The organism is Haladaptatus rarus (genome assembly GCF_054177585.1).
This window is the reverse complement of record NZ_JBPEHG010000011.1, coordinates 35,749-53,758: the sequence shown is the minus strand read 5'-3', so window position 1 is coordinate 53,758 and position 18,010 is coordinate 35,749. Positions and strand designations below refer to the sequence as shown.

General features: G+C 58.4%; 17 protein-coding genes and 2 pseudogenes. 13 read left to right on the top strand and 6 right to left on the bottom strand.

Features of this window, described 5'->3' with window-relative positions:
- Window positions 1-2 precede the first annotated feature (2 nt).
- Both ACR3FE_RS19775 and ACR3FE_RS19770 read left to right on the top strand, forming a co-directional pair.
- The gene (locus tag ACR3FE_RS19775) at window positions 3-212 is read left to right on the top strand and encodes a hypothetical protein (RefSeq protein ID WP_458209248.1); all 210 of its coding nucleotides are present in this window, start codon (window positions 3-5) and stop codon (window positions 210-212) included.
- 217 nt (window positions 213-429) lie between these two features.
- Window positions 430-2,262 (top strand): PhoX family protein, encoded by a 1,833-nt coding sequence (locus tag ACR3FE_RS19770; RefSeq protein WP_458209246.1) that lies wholly within the window; start codon window positions 430-432, stop codon window positions 2,260-2,262.
- Window positions 2,263-2,339: 77 nt separating this feature from the next.
- Here ACR3FE_RS19770 and ACR3FE_RS19765 read toward each other — a convergent pair.
- The 3 genes and pseudogenes from ACR3FE_RS19765 to ACR3FE_RS19755 form a co-directional block, all read right to left on the bottom strand.
- Window positions 2,340-2,498 (bottom strand): annotated as a pseudogene (locus tag ACR3FE_RS19765) (RNA-guided endonuclease TnpB family protein); the annotation flags it as partial.
- 365 nt (window positions 2,499-2,863) lie between these two features.
- Window positions 2,864-3,955 (bottom strand): annotated as a pseudogene (locus ACR3FE_RS19760) (RNA-guided endonuclease InsQ/TnpB family protein); the annotation flags it as partial.
- Window positions 3,956-4,624: 669 nt separating this feature from the next.
- The gene (locus ACR3FE_RS19755) at window positions 4,625-5,338 is read right to left on the bottom strand and encodes a CPBP family intramembrane glutamic endopeptidase (protein ID WP_458209245.1); all 714 of its coding nucleotides are present in this window, start codon (window positions 5,336-5,338) and stop codon (window positions 4,625-4,627) included.
- A gap of 997 nt (window positions 5,339-6,335) precedes the next feature.
- Between ACR3FE_RS19755 and ACR3FE_RS19750 the strand changes: the two genes are divergently transcribed.
- From ACR3FE_RS19750 to ACR3FE_RS19735, 4 genes are all read left to right on the top strand, one after another.
- Entirely contained in the window at window positions 6,336-6,458 is a 123-nt protein-coding gene (locus tag ACR3FE_RS19750) for a hypothetical protein (RefSeq protein ID WP_458209244.1), read from the top strand.
- 294 nt (window positions 6,459-6,752) lie between these two features.
- Window positions 6,753-6,995, top strand: a complete 243-nt coding sequence (locus tag ACR3FE_RS19745; RefSeq protein WP_458209243.1) for a winged helix-turn-helix domain-containing protein — start codon at window positions 6,753-6,755, stop codon at window positions 6,993-6,995.
- Between the two features lie 74 nt (window positions 6,996-7,069).
- Window positions 7,070-7,807: an SDR family NAD(P)-dependent oxidoreductase gene (locus tag ACR3FE_RS19740; protein ID WP_458209242.1), complete on the top strand. Its 738-nt coding sequence runs from the start codon at window positions 7,070-7,072 to the stop codon at window positions 7,805-7,807.
- A 151-nt stretch (window positions 7,808-7,958) separates the two neighbouring features.
- Complete coding sequence (locus tag ACR3FE_RS19735; protein ID WP_458209240.1) at window positions 7,959-8,165, top strand: hypothetical protein; 207 nt, start codon at window positions 7,959-7,961, stop codon at window positions 8,163-8,165.
- A gap of 122 nt (window positions 8,166-8,287) precedes the next feature.
- Here the strand turns inward: ACR3FE_RS19735 and ACR3FE_RS19730 are convergent, their stop codons facing one another.
- Window positions 8,288-9,202, bottom strand: a complete 915-nt coding sequence (locus ACR3FE_RS19730) for a thiamine-phosphate synthase family protein (protein ID WP_458209239.1) — start codon at window positions 9,200-9,202, stop codon at window positions 8,288-8,290.
- 116 nt (window positions 9,203-9,318) lie between these two features.
- Between ACR3FE_RS19730 and tenA the strand changes: the two genes are divergently transcribed.
- The 7 genes from tenA (at window position 9,319) to ACR3FE_RS19695 (ending at window position 15,402) form a co-directional block, all read left to right on the top strand.
- Window positions 9,319-9,978, top strand: coding sequence for a thiaminase II (gene tenA / locus ACR3FE_RS19725; protein WP_458209238.1), 660 nt, complete (start codon window positions 9,319-9,321; stop codon window positions 9,976-9,978).
- The gene (locus tag ACR3FE_RS19720) at window positions 9,975-10,691 is read left to right on the top strand and encodes a TenA family protein (protein ID WP_458209237.1); all 717 of its coding nucleotides are present in this window, start codon (window positions 9,975-9,977) and stop codon (window positions 10,689-10,691) included. Before tenA ends, ACR3FE_RS19720 begins: the two co-directional genes overlap by 4 nt.
- 5 nt (window positions 10,692-10,696) lie before the next feature.
- The gene (locus tag ACR3FE_RS19715) at window positions 10,697-12,259 is read left to right on the top strand and encodes a sodium:solute symporter family transporter (protein WP_458209236.1); all 1,563 of its coding nucleotides are present in this window, start codon (window positions 10,697-10,699) and stop codon (window positions 12,257-12,259) included.
- Between the two features lie 331 nt (window positions 12,260-12,590).
- The gene (locus ACR3FE_RS19710; RefSeq protein WP_458209359.1) at window positions 12,591-13,895 is read left to right on the top strand and encodes an NRAMP family divalent metal transporter; all 1,305 of its coding nucleotides are present in this window, start codon (window positions 12,591-12,593) and stop codon (window positions 13,893-13,895) included.
- A gap of 1 nt (window position 13,896) precedes the next feature.
- Window positions 13,897-14,493: a hypothetical protein gene (locus ACR3FE_RS19705; RefSeq protein ID WP_458209235.1), complete on the top strand. Its 597-nt coding sequence runs from the start codon at window positions 13,897-13,899 to the stop codon at window positions 14,491-14,493.
- 143 nt (window positions 14,494-14,636) lie between these two features.
- Window positions 14,637-14,945, top strand: a complete 309-nt coding sequence (locus ACR3FE_RS19700) for a DUF6176 family protein (protein WP_458209234.1) — start codon at window positions 14,637-14,639, stop codon at window positions 14,943-14,945.
- 97 nt (window positions 14,946-15,042) lie between these two features.
- Window positions 15,043-15,402, top strand: coding sequence for a hypothetical protein (locus ACR3FE_RS19695; RefSeq protein WP_458209233.1), 360 nt, complete (start codon window positions 15,043-15,045; stop codon window positions 15,400-15,402).
- Between the two features lie 18 nt (window positions 15,403-15,420).
- Here the strand turns inward: ACR3FE_RS19695 and ACR3FE_RS19690 are convergent, their stop codons facing one another.
- A complete protein-coding gene (locus tag ACR3FE_RS19690) occupies window positions 15,421-16,305 on the bottom strand; it encodes a PHP-associated domain-containing protein (protein ID WP_458209232.1) in 885 nt (294 codons plus the stop codon).
- Window positions 16,306-16,392: 87 nt separating this feature from the next.
- Window positions 16,393-17,838: an alkaline phosphatase family protein gene (locus tag ACR3FE_RS19685; protein WP_458209230.1), complete on the bottom strand. Its 1,446-nt coding sequence runs from the start codon at window positions 17,836-17,838 to the stop codon at window positions 16,393-16,395.
- Between the last annotated feature and the right edge of the window lie 172 nt (window positions 17,839-18,010).

Here is an 18,010-nt window from a genome sequence, read left to right as displayed (position 1 = left end):
TCATGTCGTTCGCTCTGAAACCGCTGATTCGCCTGGCCATCACGTTCGCTCTCGTCTGGTTCTATCTGGGGCTGACGAGCGGGTTCCTCGATGGCTGGGTACAGGTTCTCGTGACGGTCACCCTCGCCATTCCGACGTGGCTCGTCATCAGCCGAGCGCTGTTCCCCGCCGATGATTCCGAGACCCCATGGAACGAGGACACCAAGCGATAGGAAACGGTAAGGAGGCACCCATTCATCCCGACTGCGTACCAGATATCTCGAATCTGGTGTCAAAGAGCCGACCGTCGAATGATGATGAGAATTTTTCCCACAAATTCCTACATAGTGGACATTTCGTTGCTCAAATTAGATTTCAAATGTAGTATTTATCCAAGAGGTGGCATTTTACAAAAGTATAAAGTTGGATAAAATTAGACGTATATCCGCTATGCGTGAACATCTGTCACGGCGCGCGGCGCTCGAATCCCTCATCGCGGTCTCACTCAGCGTTCATGCGGGAACTGCTGGTGCGAGGAGTAGTCACGGCGGCGGCCACGGCGAGAACGAACCGACTCTCAATAGATTTGCGACGACCGTCGCAGGTGCGGAGTTCACCGGCATCTTTCTGACGGACGACGGACAGCTCTTCTTCAACGTCCAACATCCGGGAGCAGAGGCAGACGAAGGGTACCGGCCGGGCGCCATCGGCGCGGTCACAGGGGTCGATATGACCAGCCTTCCCCGCGACTTCGAGAGTGTCCAACCACCGGCATCGCCAGCCAGGTACGTCGAGACGGCTGCTGGTGCGTATCAGGTACTAGCAGAAGGTGGCGACGAGACGGTCAACGGGAAGCAACTCGGGATACCGTATTCGAAAGACGGTGAACCGCTGACGGACGGTGCGAACCCCGACTTCAACGGGTTCGTTCCCGACGACGCCAGCGCCGACAGTGGCTACCTCTTCACCAACTGGGAGACACAGCCGGGGATGATGAGCCGATTGACGCTCCAGCAGGCGAGCGATACCGGCGAATGGACGGTCACGGAGAAGCAGAACCTCGATTTCCGTCCCGTCGAGGGAACGTGGAACAACTGCTTCGGCTCGGTGGCACCGTGGGGTAACCCGCTCACCTCGGAGGAGTACGAACCGGACGCCGAGGCGTGGTTCAGCTCCGAGCAACAGACGTACGGAAACGGCGAACAGTCGGTCGAGGAGTATCTCGGCTACTTCGGGAACGCCTATCGCTACGGCTACATCGTCGAGATCGCGAACCCGCAGGGCGACCCGGAGCCGACCAAACATTACGCGATGGGGCGGTTCTCCCACGAGAACTCTGTCGTCATGCCCGACGAGAGAACCGTCTACATGAGCGACGACGGAACCGGCACGGTCTTCTTCAAATTCATCGCCGACGAACCGGGCGACCTTTCGGCGGGCACGCTCTACGCCGCGCGAGCGAAGCAACAGGGGCCGGTCGGCGACGCTACCGAGGTGAGTTTCGGCCTCGAATGGATCGAACTCGCACACGCTACGGACGAACAGGTGATGTCCTGGATCGAAGAGTACGACGACAAGGATCCCTCCCCGAATCCCACCTACGTCACCGACGAGGAAGTCAAAGCGTGGGCGAACGGAAACGCAGACGACGACCGTGCGGCGTTTCTCGAATCACGGAAAGCGGCGGGCGCAGTCGGTGCAACCGACGAGTTCCGCAAGATGGAAGGAGTGAACGTCAAGTCGGACGCCCGACCGGGCGACTACCTCTACATGGCGATGTCGGAAGTGAACGAGACGATGCTCCCGAACGAGGCCACCGAGGAACACGATGACCCACAAGACCACGTCGCGGTTGAAGGCAACGACTACGGTGCGGTCTACCGGATGCGGTTGGACGGTCGGTACGACGTCCATCGCATGGAACCCGCCATCGTCGGCGGCCCGAACGCGAACATCTGTGGCGGGTGCCCGTACGATTCACATCCCAACTCGAAGAGTACGGTCTGCCGAGACTGTCATTTCAATCCAACGACCGAACACGACGCTGGTGGTTCCAGCGAGATGACCGACGCGAAGGGCGTACAGAAAGCGACCGCAGCGGCAAAAGGCCTCGCGGGAAGTGGCCTACAGAAGCTCTCGGACGCATCGACCACGGTCGACCCAGAGAACACTATCGCCAATCCCGATAATCTCGTGGTGCTTCCAGACGGTCGTGTCGTCATCGGGGAAGACAGCGACCTCCACAAACCGAACATGCTGTGGGTTTACGACCCCGGTCAGTAAACTACCACACCCTACTCCCTCGGCGCATACGCGCCTCGGTTCGTTGAGGGTGGGGCTTTGATGTGGACTCCCGGCAATCAGGCACCAGCAATATGCTGGTAACTCTTGCCGTTCAACGTCCCACCATTCACACGCACGTCTACTTGTGCGTCTCCGCCCCCCGACTTGGGCGAGGACCGGAGTCTGTGTACTCGCTTTCGAGCATACCGCAATCCGATGTTCTTCGCGGCGTTATAGAGTTGCAGGCGAGAAAACCCACGACTGAAGTCGTGGGATGAATCGCCGTCATCGGTTTCAAACACTGAAACCAATAGATTTGAGTGCCCTCACCACGTATCTGGGTTTGTCGATTCGATGGTTTCCCATCGGATTCTGACAGTCCGAAAACTGGCAGTTGACTCGGTGTTTGCCTTACCAAATAAGTAAGCCCTCGGACACGCAGACCGACACAAAACAAGCAGGTACCTCCGAGTCCTTCCCAGGATAGGAGTAACGGGGGCGTGGCACTCCCATCGGCGCGTCGGGTCGAAAACCCGAGGTTCCCAAACCAACGCAACCGGGCGTGGGAAGCCCACGACTTCAGTCGTGGGAGGATGTCACAGTCCGCATTCACCTCGTAGCCGCATTTCTGGCACTCAAAGTGTTCTCTGTGTCGATTAGCTTCGTGCGTGAACCCACAATCCAATCGAGAACAGCGTTGGCTCGTGTGATTCGGCTCAACGTTCTCTACGGAGACACCGCGCTCAGGGGCCTTATAGGAGACGTATTCGTACAAGCGTCGAAACGCCGATATATGATGCCACTTAGCCATCGGTAACCGCTCTCGAATATCTATCAAGTCCTCGAACACGATAACGTCACAGTCGTGTTCAACGGCTTGCGAGATGAGTTCGTTCGCAATCGTGTGGATGTACTGTTTCCGCCACGCTTCTTCGCGCTTCCCGAGTCGAAGGAGTGCCTTGTGAGCGGCTTGCGTACCGCGCTGTTGGAGTTTCCCGCGTCGCTTCTCGAATTCCTGAGTCCAATGGTCGTAGTCGTCTCCCTGCCAAAACGTGCCGGTGGAGGAGACGGCGAGACTGTTGACGCCGAGGTCGATACCAAGGGCCGTTTGGTCGGGGTGCCCGGTATCTGACGGAACCTCTGCGTCGTCGCCGTCTATCCGCCGCGTCGAAACATGGAGGTAGAACTCATCGGTCGCCGCGTCGTACCGAAGCGTACTCTCACGGAACTCGTAGTTCTCGGAGAGGACGTACTGCTCGTAGGGTGTCGGACTACCCGCTGGGAGAACGAACGAGGGTTCAACCCGGCTCTCAACAGTTGCCAGCGACACCTTGTTGCGGTAGAAGGTCGCGCTTCGTGTGTCGTAGTCCATCGTCTCAGCGGTGAACGTTGGGCGGGAGACACGTTGTCCCTTTTTCCAGCGAGTAACACAGCTTTTGACGGTTTCGACGGCACGCCGAATAGCGGCTTGGACGAGTTGAGCCGGTAACTCTGTCTCGGCTCGAAGTTCGGAGTAGAGTGTGTCCCGGACTTCTCGTTTGTTGGTTTTGCACTCAGTGTATGATGTGTTGGACCAGCAGTATGCACTGGTTCGGTTCGCGCAGTAGAGGTATTGCTCGGCGGTTCGGTGGAGTGCGTCGCGGTACTCGTCGGAAACGGCGAGTTTCACAACGGCAGTTCGACGCACGTCCATACTTTCAGGGAAGGGTTAACGGTATTTGAACGTATGGGAGTCGGCCGGTCGAAGTCCGTTGTTGGTGTCGTATTGTGTCGGTTTCCTCCCCGACCTCAAGGAGCGAACGAAGTGAGCGAGTAGGTCGGGGGCTCCACCTCGAACTTTGCTGAAGACGAACGGTTTCTTTTCTTTTGCTGACAATCGAACGGGACGAATTTGGACTCGGTCAGGCAGGTCACGACCTTACTTCGAGTCAGATAGAGACAGAGGCTCTGGTGAAACCTTCATTTCGTGATAGGGTTCGCCAGTCGTGCTGAATAACGAATGCAAGTCATGCAATCTGTATCATTCGAATGCGTTGGCCACTTCCCGAAACAGCGTACCAACCACGACGGCTAATCCATGTGTATATATCAGAAATATAGTAAGAATTGATGGAATATACAACAGTGAACCACATCCCGTGACCCGTCCAGTTCTGATGGCCAGATTCCAGACCGGAGCGGCCCATGAATCGATCAACAACGGAGATTCAGTGAGTAAGGGTGGAAGAAAATATACGGTAAGGATAATCAGGAAAGCCACCCAGATGTCTCGGCCTAAGAAGACACGACGGATTGAACTCAGCGACATATCCGTCAGAATTTGGCACATATCGTTATTGACAGGATGGGTTTAACCAAGAACTTATTCGGTAGTCTGGGGCATCCGTGGCACGTCAGCAGCGTGCGTTAGGGTCTTCGGACCCCAGATTCCGACGACGAAGACTGCAGAAAGTACCCAGATGGGGTAATAGAATTCGTCCGCGACCTCAACGGTTTCGGACACGAAATTGACCCAGCCATGCAGTATGATGGCACCGAGGATGCTGCGCGAGGTATGATTGTACACCCATGTGAGGATGACCGAGAGCGCGACAGTACCGATCATGAACAGCCAGAACCCTACTGTCGCGAATCCAACAGCATCGTGTTGAAACGAACCTTCGATGAAGAACAACGGGAGGTGCCAGGCCGCCCAGACTACGCCCAGGATGACACTGGCACCAAACGCTGACCAGTTTATCTGAAGCCGGTCTAATGCGTACCCTCGCCACCCGAATTCTTCGAGGAGAGGCGGGAGCGTCGCAAAGAATAGTGCTGGCAGGATAGCCAGTGGGTTACTACTTATTTCCTGTATCGCCTCACCCCACGCTACGCCCGGGCCGCCCAGTAGCGAATCTACGATTGCGGCCACGACGGTCACTACTACCGGGATCAGAAGGATGACAAGGAACCACCGCACACCGATTCGGCGAGCCTGTTTGACACGATTCCAGAAATCCACCCGTCCACGATCACCATAGACGAGGTAGACAAATCCGATACCGGCGGCTCCGGGGCCGACGAGTCCAAGCAGCAATAGAATCGCCCCTACGGCGCTGTCGAAACGTACACCCAGGGCTATCGCCGATAGCCACCAAACCCACGTCAGGGTATACGCCACACCAAAGAACAACCACACATTCCCCACAGTTATCGACGGGCGTCCGATTTTTCGACTCAAAGCCTCTTGCATGTCTAACTACTCTCCTGAGAAACATTGATATTTATGGTAAAGATAGTTGACAAGTCACGTTCGAATACTGAACCGGTCACAGGACGCAGGTTTCTGAACCTTCCCTGGTGAATACAGTCTCTACATCTCGCACGTCGTTACTGACCGCTGTTGGGGAGGTCGGACGCGATTGTTCAAGATACAGGGCGCGTGTGTAGTACTCGTCACGTACCGCTCCAGGAGAGCAGAGACCAACCTGTCGAAGAGAATAATATATATTCTTGGTACTTGAACGGTAAGTATGTCGTCCGCTTCCGCTCGGGAGTCATTCCAGTTCGCCCTCCAACGCGAATTGATCAAGCTCTATCTGGCAATCATCCTCGGGTTCGCGATTCTAAATACTGCTCAAGGGGCCTTCCACATCATCAATCATCCCTTTATTCGGAGTCTCGTCAGACTACCGTTCACGTTGCTCGGATGGGGATTGGTTCTAGGAGGTGTCGTCGGCGTCCTCCACTTCATTGTAACTCGAACGACTGCGACTTTTTCTGACCTGTGAATTCTCAGCGGGAGTTAACGGCTGTTCAGGCTGAAGTGGGGTGAATCAAACGAATTTGCCTGCTGAATCGCTGTGACCGGTGAACTGTTCCGTTAGTAGTGAAGGCCAACTCTTTTTCTGTAATCCCGTGTCAGGTCCACGCTCCACATTCCGCACGCAATTCGTATCAGTTATTTTGGATTCCAACAGAGTCCAAACGGATAATCGACCGAAAGATTCAAATTGACTACGTTATCATCCTACTGTGAGAATGGAAACGGCAGATAGGTTCGAGGGGTGCTGGGCAGGATTGGGTACAGTTCTATGATACTAAGTACGCTAGCTGGTCTCTTCGCACTCGGTTGTGTCGCCGCGCTCGGCGTACTGTTCTGCTTCATCCTCTACACGTGGTTCTTCCGACCACTGCGACGCGAACGACCGACGTAATCGAGACTGCTCTCGAAACCCTTCTTACCGCGACCGTCAGCGATTCTGGCGGATGACGGAGTGGGCGAACGGTGACCCATCATAGGGCCGTCCAGCGGTGTTATCGTCTGAACGCCAAGTGTGGCGATTTGCCATGATAACTCTTGGATATCGACGCTCTATCGATCGCCCATGGAAGAGTCCGGCAACGCGACACCATTAGGACAAACTGTCCATCCGGTAGGGAGAGACAACGATTCGATACGGGCAAGAATAGTTATATGGTAGCATGACCCATGCTCTTCTGACGACCGTATGACCGAACGCCCTGAGTGGATGCGCCCTGTCGATCTGGAGATCCTCGCTGCCCTCCACCGGACACAACCCGAATATATCCCTCTGCTCGCCAATCGGATCGGGACACACCTTCCATACGTCGAACGACGATGTGAACTCCTGACCGAGCACGAGTTCATCAGACCCGTGACCGGTGAAGTCGTCTATCGGCTGACCGACCACGGGGAAGCCCTCCTGGAAGTCGAGTCCATCTCGAAGTAGACGGTGAAAGCCCTCCCATTCGTCACACGACGTCACAAAGACTGACAACACCGCCGAACGAACTGGCCGGTGTTATGGGTATTGCACTCATCACGGGCGCGTCACGAGGACTCGGGCGAGCTATCGCGCATCGATTCGCCTACGATGGTTACGACGTCGCAGTCAACTACCATCAGAGCGAAGAGAAAGCGATGGCCGTCGTGGAGACGATCGAACGAGAAATGGAGCAGAACGCCATCCCCGTGCAGGCGGACGTCAGTGAGCCTGCCGATGCGGCCACACTCGTCGAGCGAACCATCGACGAGTTCGGCGGTCTCGACCACGTCGTGAACAACGCTGGAATCGACCAACACGTGTACACCGCCGACCTCTCGCCGGACGATTTCGACCACGTGATGGACGTGAACGTGAACGGCGCGTTCAACGTCACGAAGGAGGCACTCACATCTCTTCGTCAGTCGTCCGTCGCAGAAGGGCCGTCAGTGACGAACATCTCGTCGATCCTCGCCTACACCGGCGCACCGATCGAATGTCACTACGCGGCTTCGAAATCTGCACTCATCGGATTGACGAAGAGCCACGCGGAAGACTTCGCCCCCAACATCCGGGTCAACGCGATAGCTCCTGGGCACATCGAGACCGATATGACCGCCGATAGGACGCCCGAGGAAGCGGCAGAGGAACGAGAGCAGATCCCGCTCGACCGATTCGGGCAACCGGCGGAGATCGCCGACGCCGCGGCCTATCTCCGGGACGCGACGTTCGTAACCGGTGAGACGCTGAACGTGAACGGTGGCGAACTCATGCGATAACAATTCGGAGAACGCGAACATCGTTTCCTCTGGAATCGTCCCGCTGAAAGGTAATCTGGAGGAGATCGAAGTGGCCTCAACCCTTTTAAAACTGCTATGTGAAGCGTCGAATGCACCGGGAAACAGACCACTCGGGTCGATACTAAAAATCATGTCGACGTCACGCCAACGACGCAAAAAATCGAGAGCGAAGCAGGACGATGCCTACGCAGTGGTTATCGCAGCCGAACGAGAGGGGATAGAAGTGTTACTCCACGGGTTGTCGGCGCACCGAGCGGAACGAATCGCGGCCCAGAAGAATCGTGAACTGGACCCAACCATCAGAGTTCACGTCGTTCCGGAAGACCAGCTTACCTAAGCTGTCGAACTTTCGGAGACATTTTTCGCGACCCACGGCCAGCGATGGAGGCGCGGGTGGCCACGAACGCGAATCGGATTCACGTTCCGTGTTCGCTCGAACACACGTTTTGTCGGCGAGATTTACCGTTCGACCAGTTCGGCCGCGAACCGTACCGCATCGACCGCAGTTTCGCCGAGCACGTACGTTATCGGTTCGATGCCGAACGCACCCTCGTGATAGACGACGCGCGGAACGTCGTCGTGTTCTTCGAGCAGCGCCCCGAGTCGTTCGGCCCGGTCCTCGTAGCTCGCATCGAACGAGAGTGGTTCCACGCCACGGGCACGAGCCGCGTCGAGCAATTCGTCGGATGTGGCAAGGTTGACTGCGCTCCTGACGGTGGGGTCGCCGAACATCGCCGTCAGAGCGATCTGGGCGACGTGGTGTGAACCACCGAACTCGGGATTCGAGGGGATGTGGACGCGCCCGCGCATCGCGTGGATCCGTCCCGGTATCGCGGCCACGTCGAGTTCGTCGGTCGCATCGGGGAGTGCCATCCCCACGTTGGTGCCGACGTTCGGGACGTGCTGTGCGATCCCCGGCGTATCCGCCAGCATCCGTGCGGCCGTTCGAACCGATGTGAGGACGGCGCGTTCGTCACCGACCTGTGCGTCGAATCCACGGGCACAGAGATCACACCCGAGTCCTCGCAGTTCTGGCATCTCCGCTTCGTGAACGTCGCAGATGGGACCGCGGTCTTCGAACGTTCGGATCAGTTCCAGTAGTTCCGCGAGTGCTTCGTACTCGTCCATCGTCTCGTGGGCGAATCCTGCCGCGATCCGCTCGACGGTCTCCTGCATTCGAGGGTCGTCCCGAAAGTGCTCCTCGACCGCGCCGTCACCACCTACGTACTTGCTCACCGCTGCCTGCGTCACACCGAGTCGATCTGCTATCTCTTGCTGTGTGAGCCCGTAGTCATCCAGTTCGACGGCGAGCATGGAGCGCGCCGTCGGAAGGAAGCGATCGACGACGATCTCGCTCGGGAGCCGCAGTGCCATACCCCGAATGCGAACGAACCATCCAAATTCCTTACGGGTTAAGCTTGCAGCAGAGGATATAATCGAGTAGTATTAGTTAGTTATATCACGGTGCAACCGCTCTTTCGACACGACGAATGAGTTTCAGCGACCACCTGCTAGAACAGGGCGAATCGATCTGGGAGGCCCAGAAAAACCACCCCTTCGTCCGCGAACTGGCGGCGGGGACACTGGACGAGGAGGCGTTCCTCCACTGGGTACGACAGGATTATCGCTATCTCCTCGACTACGCGCGGGTGTTCTCACTCGCGGGGACGAAAGCCGACGACGAGGAGACGATGACGCATCTGCTGGACGTGGCCCACACCATCCTCGATTATGAGATGGATCTCCATCGCGAGTTCGCGGAGCAGTACGGCATCGACCGGGACGAACTCGAACAGGTGCAGAAATCACCGACCTGCGTCGCGTACACCAACTTCCTGGTTCGGACGGCCTACGAGGGGTCGATAGCCGAGATCAGCGCCGCCATCTACCCTTGCGGTCAGGGATATTTCGACATCGCACAACATATGGCCGAGTTGGCTGAAGGAGATCACCGATATACCCCCTTCATCGAGAAGTACACCAGCGACGAGTTCGAGGAAGCCGTCGCGTGGATGCGAGATTTCGTCGACCGATGTGGCGAGCGATATCCCGACGAGTACGAGGCGATGCGCGAGGCATTCCTGACCAGCGCACGTCTCGAACACCAGTTTTGGGAGATGGCCTACACGCAGGAGACGTGGGACGTATGACTGCACCAGCGTCGTTCGAAGAATATGCCGTGAATCGAGAGAACCCCCGATTCAGCGAGTGGCTTCGAGAACGTTCCGAACCGGCGTGGAACGATGCGACTCGGCACCGTTTCATCGACGAACTCGGTGCTGACGAACTCGAAGATGAAGTGTTTCGCCGGTATCTCGTCCAGGACTACGCCTTCCTCGAAACGGCTGCGAGTGTCACCGGCTACGCCGTCGGACAGGCCCCGACGATGGCTGCCAAAGCTCGACTCGCGGATGCTCTGACGATGCTGACCGGCGGTGAAGACGAATACTTCCAGCGGTCGTTCGACGCACTCTCCGTGCCCGAGGAACTTCGAAACGACCCACCGCTTTCGACGACCACGAAAGAGTTCCAGAACCTGTTGCTCCGGGCGGCACACGAGGGCGATTACGAAGAGACGCTCGCGGTGATCTTGGCCGCCGAGTTGGTCTACCTCGCGTGGGCGATACGCATCGAGGAGCAATCGATCTCGCGCTGGTATCTCGATGAATGGGTTCAGATTCATGCCACCGCGGACTTCGAGGGGTACGTCGAGTGGCTCCGTGACCAGATCGACCAGTGTGGCCTCAAACTCTCACCACGACGGCAGCAGCGGGTTGCCGACCTGTTTCAGCAGACTGTCGAACTGGAAGTGGCGTTCTTCGACGCCGCATACGAGAAGCGACCATCCGCGGCGGAGGTGTAGTCAGCGTGGTCTCGACGACACTCGCACTCGGAGTCACCACGGCGACGCTCGCGCTCGTGACGGCACTCGGCCTCTGGTACGCCCGTGGCCGAGTCGATTCCATCGAGGAGTATCTCACCGCGAGGAACAGCACCGGTCGCGGGATGACGACCGCGACACTGATCGCCTCCAGTATGGGTGCGTGGATACTGTTCAGTCCCGCCGAGGCGGGTGCAGCGTTCGGTGGCCTCCCCGCGATCGCGGGGTACGCGATCGGCAGTGCCCTCCCCCTCTGGCTGTTCGTCTCGGTCGGGACGCGGATTCGAGAACTCATCCCCGAAGGACACTCGCTAACGGAGTACGTGCTCGCTCGATACGGTCGTCGAATGTACGCCTACGTGCTCGTCATCACCGTCTTCTACCTGTTCGTCTTTCTGGCCGCCGAGATAACGGGAATCGCCAGTGCACTGGGACTGGTCGCAGGCATCCCGAACTGGCAGACGGCGACCCTCATCGGTCTGTTCGTTCTCGTCTACACAGGATACGGTGGACTCGTGGCGAGCATCTTCACCGACACCATCCAGACCCTCGTCATCCTTCCTCTCCTCGCGATTGGATTCGCGGGTGCGATAATTTCGCTCGGGGGTGCAAGGGAGATATACCATACCGTCACGCAGTCCAGCCCACACCTGCTGAACCCGGCGTACCCGCCGGGCGTGGAGTTCGGCGTCTACGTCGTGTTCGCCGTCCTCGGCGCGAACATGTTCAATCAGGGTCAGTGGCAACGTGTCTTCGCAGCCGAAGATACCCAGACGGTTCGTCGGGCGTTCGCGCTCGCTGGGCTGACGGTCGTGCCGATGATATTCCTCGCCGGTTTGTTCGGACTCGCGGCATCCGGGATGGGACTCCTGGATACCGGAAATGCGAGCGTCGCGTTCTTCCTCGTGTTGAACCGTGCATTCCCCGAGTGGGTCACACTCGTTGTGGTCGTGCTGGCGGTTTTGCTGGTGATGAGCACGGCAGATACACTGTTCAACGCCCTCGCCAGTATCGTTACTGCCGACCTGCCGCGCCTGCTCGACGACCCAGACCACGAGACGCTCACTCTCGTTGCACGCGGGTTCACGCTCGTCGTCGCCATCGCAACCATCGTCGTCGGTGCGCAAGGATACAGCGTGCTCACCCTGTTCTTGCTCGCAGATCTACTCGCTGCCGCGACGTTCGTTCCGTTCCTTCACGGCCTTTACTCACGACGAGCGACCGAGAACGGCGCACTCGTCGCAAGCATCGTCGGTCTCGTCGTCGGATTCGTGTACTTCCCGATGCTCCGCGAGTTCGTAGCCGCGATTCCCATCTTCGGGACGATGCTCCCGCCACCGTCGTTCCTCTGGTCGTTCCTCGGTGCGACCGTTTCGTCGGGAGTGGTGGCTCTCCTCGCGGCGCGAATCTCTGAAACGCGATTCGATCTCGACAGGTTGGGGCGCGAGATTCGATCGCTCGAACAGACCACCGTCACAGATGGTGGTGAAGTAGTGAGCGAAGATATCGGTGAGATGGTGACCGGCGATCTCGAGGGGGTGCGGAACTGATGGCAGCGATCCTCCCGACCACGTTCGTCGCGCTCGTCTGGTCGTCGGTCGCACTGGTCTTTCTCGTGTTCTGCTACGAACTGTACGTCGTCGTCGTCCGCGACGCTGGATTTCGATAGACGGCGGACTGGCGCAATCGCCGATCCGCCGATTCAGTGATTCTCCAACGAGTTTCATCTGCTATCACTGGCTATTACCGACTAATACCACCGAAAGGTAACCTACTTACAACTCGGACCACGAGTATCGAGACATGACCGATACGAATCATCCGGATGAACCGGACGTGACCGCGGTATCCCGCGGTCGAGTGAGCGAGTACCTCGGGGAGATGGGCCCGGCGTGGGTTGCAAGTGCTATCGCCGCAGGGCCAGCGACCATGGCGAGCGTCATCACCGCAGGTGCGACGTTCGGCTACACGTTCCTCTGGATCGTCATCCTCTCTGCGGTTCTCGGTGGTCTCGCCCAGTATCTCGCCATGCGATTAGGGTTACTCACCGAGGCGGGCATCGTCACGGTCGTCGAAGACCATCTCGGTGAGGGATGGGCGTGGCTCCTCGTTCTCGATGCTGTCCTCGCCGCGGGGCTCGCACAACTGATCATCATGAAAACGGTCGCGGACGTGAGTGCGACGGTGACCGGTATCGATGCCCGGATATGGGGTATCACGTGGGCCGTCGTGCTCGCGGTCGGACTCGCCGGTCGCGGCTATCGGTTCATCGAACTGTTCGCGAAACTGCTGGTGACGACCGTCGTGGTCGCCTTCGTCGCCTCGTTGTTCGTCGTGCCGACCGATCCGGCGGCAGCAGTCGGAGGACTCATCCCCCGGATTCCGGCCGGTGTCGAAGGAACGCTCGTCGCCGCCGGTATCCTCGGCGGTGCGGTTCACATCACGCTCGTCACCATGCACTCGTACACGATGCGTGCGCGCGAGTGGACGAGCGAGCAGTACGGACTGGCGACGTTCGACATCGGGGCCTCGATGCTCGTCGCATTCGGTGTGTACAGTCTCGCCATCTTCCTCGTCGCGGCGAACGTCCTGCACTCACCGTCCGTGACCGCGAGTGAACTCACTGCAGTGTCGGCAGCACAGGCACTCGGTCCACTGGTCGGCCCCGCCGCAAAGTGGCTGTTTCTCGTCGGACTCTGGGCCGCAGCGGTTTCCACGCTCGGCGGGAACACGGTCGTTCCGCCGTATCTCATCGCGGACAAGTTGGACTGGGATATCGACGTGTCCGATACGCGGTATCGGACGCTTCTGGCGGCGTTCGCCCTCCTCTCTGCTGGTGGGGCGTTCATCGGTGGCGCGTTCTTCCCACTGCTCGTTCTCGTCCTCGCGTTCGGTCTCGTCGGAACGCCGTTCGCGCTGGTCGTCGTCCTCGTCCTCCTGAACTCGTCAGCAGTTCCGAGACCGAACCCGACGCTCGCCAACCTCGGCGGAGCCATCCTCGTCCTCATCACGTCGGTGACGGCGGGGTCGTTCGTCCAGCAGCAGGTCGGATCCGGTCTCGACGACCCGATGACGCTGTTCGTCGTCGGATTCGCAGTCGTGTTGACGGTAGCCACACTTGCTCTCGTCGGGAAGGTGGCCCGAGACCGCCTCGGTCGCCGTGGAACACCGGTCGGAAGTGAGTAGCGTGACACTCCCCCTCCCGCTCGACGGAACCACCCTCGTCACCGGGCCATCCAACGTCGGGAAAACTCGTCTGACGGCACGAGCGCTCGATACGTGGGTCGAGGGAGCTGATATTGAAAGCACGGGAGTCGAGAGTGAAGGAAGCGAAGGCGTGGGAAGTGAAGGGGTCGTCGTGTTCGAGTTCGCACCGGAGTTTGAATGTGATGGTCGTCTCCTCGGTGGCCGACTGTCACGATTCACGACGATACCGGCTGGTGCGTGGCACGGCATCCTCGACGCGCACGCACCGCGTGCGGAGAGCGAAACGGTCGCGGAAGCGAAGCGACTCGCCGGATCGAACGCCACGCGAGCAGCGCGACTCTTCGAGGCCGCACCGTCGAATCCACGAGCCGTGTTCGTGAACGACGCGACGATTCCGTTCCAGCACGAACAGGGAGATCCCGAGTGGTTGGTGGAGTACTGTCGCCGAGCTGACGTGGCTGTGCTGAACGCGTTCGAGAGCGACGAATTCGGAACCGATGACCCGATCTCACGCCGGGAGCGAGACGCGCTCGAACACCTGAAGCGGGGAAGCGACCGAACGGTCCGGCTCGAATAGTGATTCCGACTCGGAAGACGCGACGGTTACTCGATGGGGAAGTACGTTTATGTCGGGTTAGAAGAAATAATTCGAACATGACGGACCCATTCGTGCGAAAACAGAAGATACGCCCCGGGAAGCCCGAGTGAGCCAAAGAGTACGTGAAGGAACTGAAATCGGTGGCGGAAGAAGAGAAAGAAGGAGTACTGGAGATATGGGAGAAAGAGAGCCTCCAGACGCTCTCTCTGTTCATCGAGCGAATGGACCACGGTGACTATCTCGTCTGGTACATCGAGGCGGACGACATCGACCAGTTGATCGCTGCCCGACGAAACTCGACACATCCGCTTCACGACCTCGAAGACGAGATAATGGCCGAGGTTCTCGAAAGTCCCGAAAATGTCGGCGAGTTCGAACCGGTGTTCCACGGCGTGAACCCGGATCAACCGAACCCGTTCGTCGTCGAGTGACGACCCGGTCAGGGAGTCAATGGCACGATCGACACGCCACCTCCTGTCACGGGCGTCAGGGCATGTCGTAAAGTATCGAGCTGACGAATGATCAGCTATGGAAGATAATTCGTCTACTACGACCGCCACGCGGTCGGTCTGGACGGCCCGCCCGACGATTCTCGTGTTCGCCTTTCTCTCCGTAACGTGGTTCCTCCCGACCTTCGTCGATATCTACAGTTTCGTCCTCTACCGACTACTGTTCATCCCGGCGTATCTCGTCATGTTGCTCGTCTACGATGCTCCGTGGGGACTGGAGAACGTCGTCTACGCGCTCGATGGGGTGCTCCCGCAGGAGAAGTACGTCTGGGAGATCGGCCTGCTGGTCACCTACTATCTCGTCGCAGCCGCCCTGACGTGGCTCGGTCGTCGACTGCGTGGTATTCGCCGACCGCGGACTATTCACAACACGGGGTGACGAACGGCTTTCGTGAATCTAAAGCAGCGACCACGGAACCCGCCGCGTGAGGTACTTCGCGGTGACCATCCCCTCGGCCAGATACCAGAGGCGGTCGTCTTGTAGCGAGAGCGTCGCCGCCCCGAACAGCAACGTCCCTTTGGTCAGCTTTCCTCGATGGAATGCGTACGCGGCCTGTGTGAGGAGCGTTGCGATGTTCAGGTTCGTCGCCGTGAGCGTGGCGTTCGCTCGTTTGCTCGCACCCTTCGTGTAATGGTGGGTGCTGAGAGGGATAGGCGTTCGTTTGCCTCGAATCCGCGTCGTCCCATCTCTGAACGCTTCGACGATGGTCTCCGCGTCGATCTCGTCGATAGAGGAGACGGAATCGATGGTCAACTCCGTGTACGCTCGTCCGACCATCGAGGCGGTGTGGGCGTCGCTCGCGGCGACACCGGGATAGTCGTGTTGGTCTGCGAATTTCTTCGCCCGTCGGTTCTTGTACCCCGTGAAGAGCCACGAGTTGTACACTTCGATGGCGTCACAATCGACGATGTTGCGTTTCCTGACGCCGTGGCGACTCCACTGGAACGGGTGTGGAACGATGGCGATGCCGCCGAGTTCCCGGACGCGTTCGACCGTCGTCGAAAGTGGGTGTCCAGGTTCTGGCTGTGTCTCGACACCGATGGCGAGGAGGTGGCCATCTGCTGTCGAGACCTCGACACCGGGGATACCGATCAGGCCGTAATCCGGCGCGAGTTCCGCCGCTCTGCGTGATTCGGCGATGGAGTCGTGATCGGTGATGACGATGGCATCGAGACCGATATCGCTCGCCTGTTCGAGGAGGAGCTCGACGGAATCGTGGGCGTCGTACGAGCCGTCAGAGTGGACGTGGGGATCAATCGTTACAGTTACTCCGGTAGACACACGTCCAATAAAAAGACGGTTTGCAACATAAACATTGCCACTTCTACGGTGAATTAACGTAATCGGACATGTCTGAATATTTGGAAATCAGTACGGCGTTTCTTCGTCGAAGATCGACGTTCGAACTGTTCCATCCATATCGTCTGGAATCGAACGTTCGTGTAGATCGAGAATCGTTGGTGCAAGATCGAGGATAGAGATGTCTTCGATACTGCCCGTCGTGAACGCAGGGCCGGTTGCAGCGAACAGTCCCTCTCGTGTGTTCACGCCACGCCACGAATCGTGCGACTGAGTGAACACCGCATCTCCACCGAGGGTGTCGGAGATGTGGATGTCGGGTGCTTTGTCGATGACGAGGTCGGGCCACTCGTCCTCGTACGCACCGCTATACACCTCTTCACCGCGATAGACTGCGTTCGCCACTGGCCGTCCGTCCGGGGTCGTCAGCCGTTCCAGTCTGGAGATAAGTTCCTCGCGGAGCGTCTCGTAGTACGGGCCATCGACCGTGAGATAGATCGGCCCCTGTGCACTTGCGATAGCGGAGGTTTCGACCCAGTTCGTCGTGTCGAGCTTTCCACGTCCGACCTCGCCATCCTCGTTCGGCAGTCGGTCGACGAGTGTTCGAGGGGCGTACTGTTCTGCGACCGACTGCGGATCGAACGGAAGGTGTGTCCCCATCTCGGTGAGCACCTGATTGATCCTGTCGGCGGTGATTCCCGCCTGGTGGAGCGTTCCACTGACGCGAGTATCGAAGGAGAGATACCCCTCACGTTCGAGCCAGCGGTTGATATAGAAGACCGAGCGAATCTCGGCGTGGCCGTGGTCGCTCATCAGGACGAGGTTGGTGTCGCTGTCGAGCAACGATTCGAGGTGGTCATCGATGCATTTCCACGCCCGAAGCGTGTACTCATCGTCCCAGATGTGATGGTGCAGGACGTTGATGTAGAACGTCGTCAACTGGAGAAAGGAAAGATCGTACTGGTCGAGGAGGTATCTCCCGGCCTCGAATCGGGAATCGATACGGTCGATGACTTCCTCGTAAGCCGCAGCCGTCTCCGATTTCATCGAATGACGGGTCGATATCTGGTAGTCGAATCGCTCACGAAGTTCAGTTTCGAGTTCGGGTGGAGCGGTGAACCCTGATTCGTCGGCGTCGGGTGCACCCGAGACGTACGCTTCGCCGACCGATTTCGGTGGGAACGTGGTCGGGACGCCGAGCACGCCGACACGTTCCTGCTCGGCGAGCAGATCCCAGTACTCCGTGTGGTCGTGATAGCGGTCTGCTGGGCGGTAGACACGCCGTTCGTCCGTATCGACGTTGTACCACCAGAAGATGCCGAGTTTGCCCGGATTCTTCCCGGTCGTGTAGGCTTTCCAATTAGGAGAGGTGACCGGCGGCAAGACGGATTGCAAGTCGCCTGTCACCCCCTCTTCGACGATTCGTTGGAGCGTCGGGAGTTCCCCCGCCGAGAGCCACGAGTCGAGGAGTTCGAACCCTGCACCATCGAGTCCGACGACGATAGTTCGTGTCATGGTATCACTGAGTACGGCCCACGAACCGCTGTGGATGGGACGACATGACCACTGCGAAGGCCTTTGTTATCCGTCACTTATTCGTCCTGACGACAGATGCCCGAAGGGGGTGGTGTTGCTAAGACTAGCCTATCCCGATAGCTGTTACGAGGCACGCGATAGGGCTTCTGGG

Coding starts and splice junctions, on each gene's coding strand:
- ACR3FE_RS19735 (WP_458209240.1), top strand. CDS start 7,959: ATGTCGACGTCACGCCAACGACGCAAAAAATCGAGAGCGAAGCAGGAC.
- ACR3FE_RS19685 (WP_458209230.1), bottom strand. CDS start 17,838: ATGACACGAACTATCGTCGTCGGACTCGATGGTGCAGGGTTCGAACTC.
- ACR3FE_RS19750 (WP_458209244.1), top strand. CDS start 6,336: ATGATACTAAGTACGCTAGCTGGTCTCTTCGCACTCGGTTGTGTCGCC.
- ACR3FE_RS19730 (WP_458209239.1), bottom strand. CDS start 9,202: ATGGCACTGCGGCTCCCGAGCGAGATCGTCGTCGATCGCTTCCTTCCG.
- ACR3FE_RS19740 (WP_458209242.1), top strand. CDS start 7,070: ATGGGTATTGCACTCATCACGGGCGCGTCACGAGGACTCGGGCGAGCT.
- ACR3FE_RS19775 (WP_458209248.1), top strand. CDS start 3: ATGTCGTTCGCTCTGAAACCGCTGATTCGCCTGGCCATCACGTTCGCT.
- tenA (WP_458209238.1), top strand. CDS start 9,319: ATGAGTTTCAGCGACCACCTGCTAGAACAGGGCGAATCGATCTGGGAG.
- ACR3FE_RS19745 (WP_458209243.1), top strand. CDS start 6,753: ATGACCGAACGCCCTGAGTGGATGCGCCCTGTCGATCTGGAGATCCTC.
- ACR3FE_RS19770 (WP_458209246.1), top strand. CDS start 430: ATGCGTGAACATCTGTCACGGCGCGCGGCGCTCGAATCCCTCATCGCG.
- ACR3FE_RS19695 (WP_458209233.1), top strand. CDS start 15,043: ATGGAAGATAATTCGTCTACTACGACCGCCACGCGGTCGGTCTGGACG.
- ACR3FE_RS19710 (WP_458209359.1), top strand. CDS start 12,591: ATGGGCCCGGCGTGGGTTGCAAGTGCTATCGCCGCAGGGCCAGCGACC.
- ACR3FE_RS19720 (WP_458209237.1), top strand. CDS start 9,975: ATGACTGCACCAGCGTCGTTCGAAGAATATGCCGTGAATCGAGAGAAC.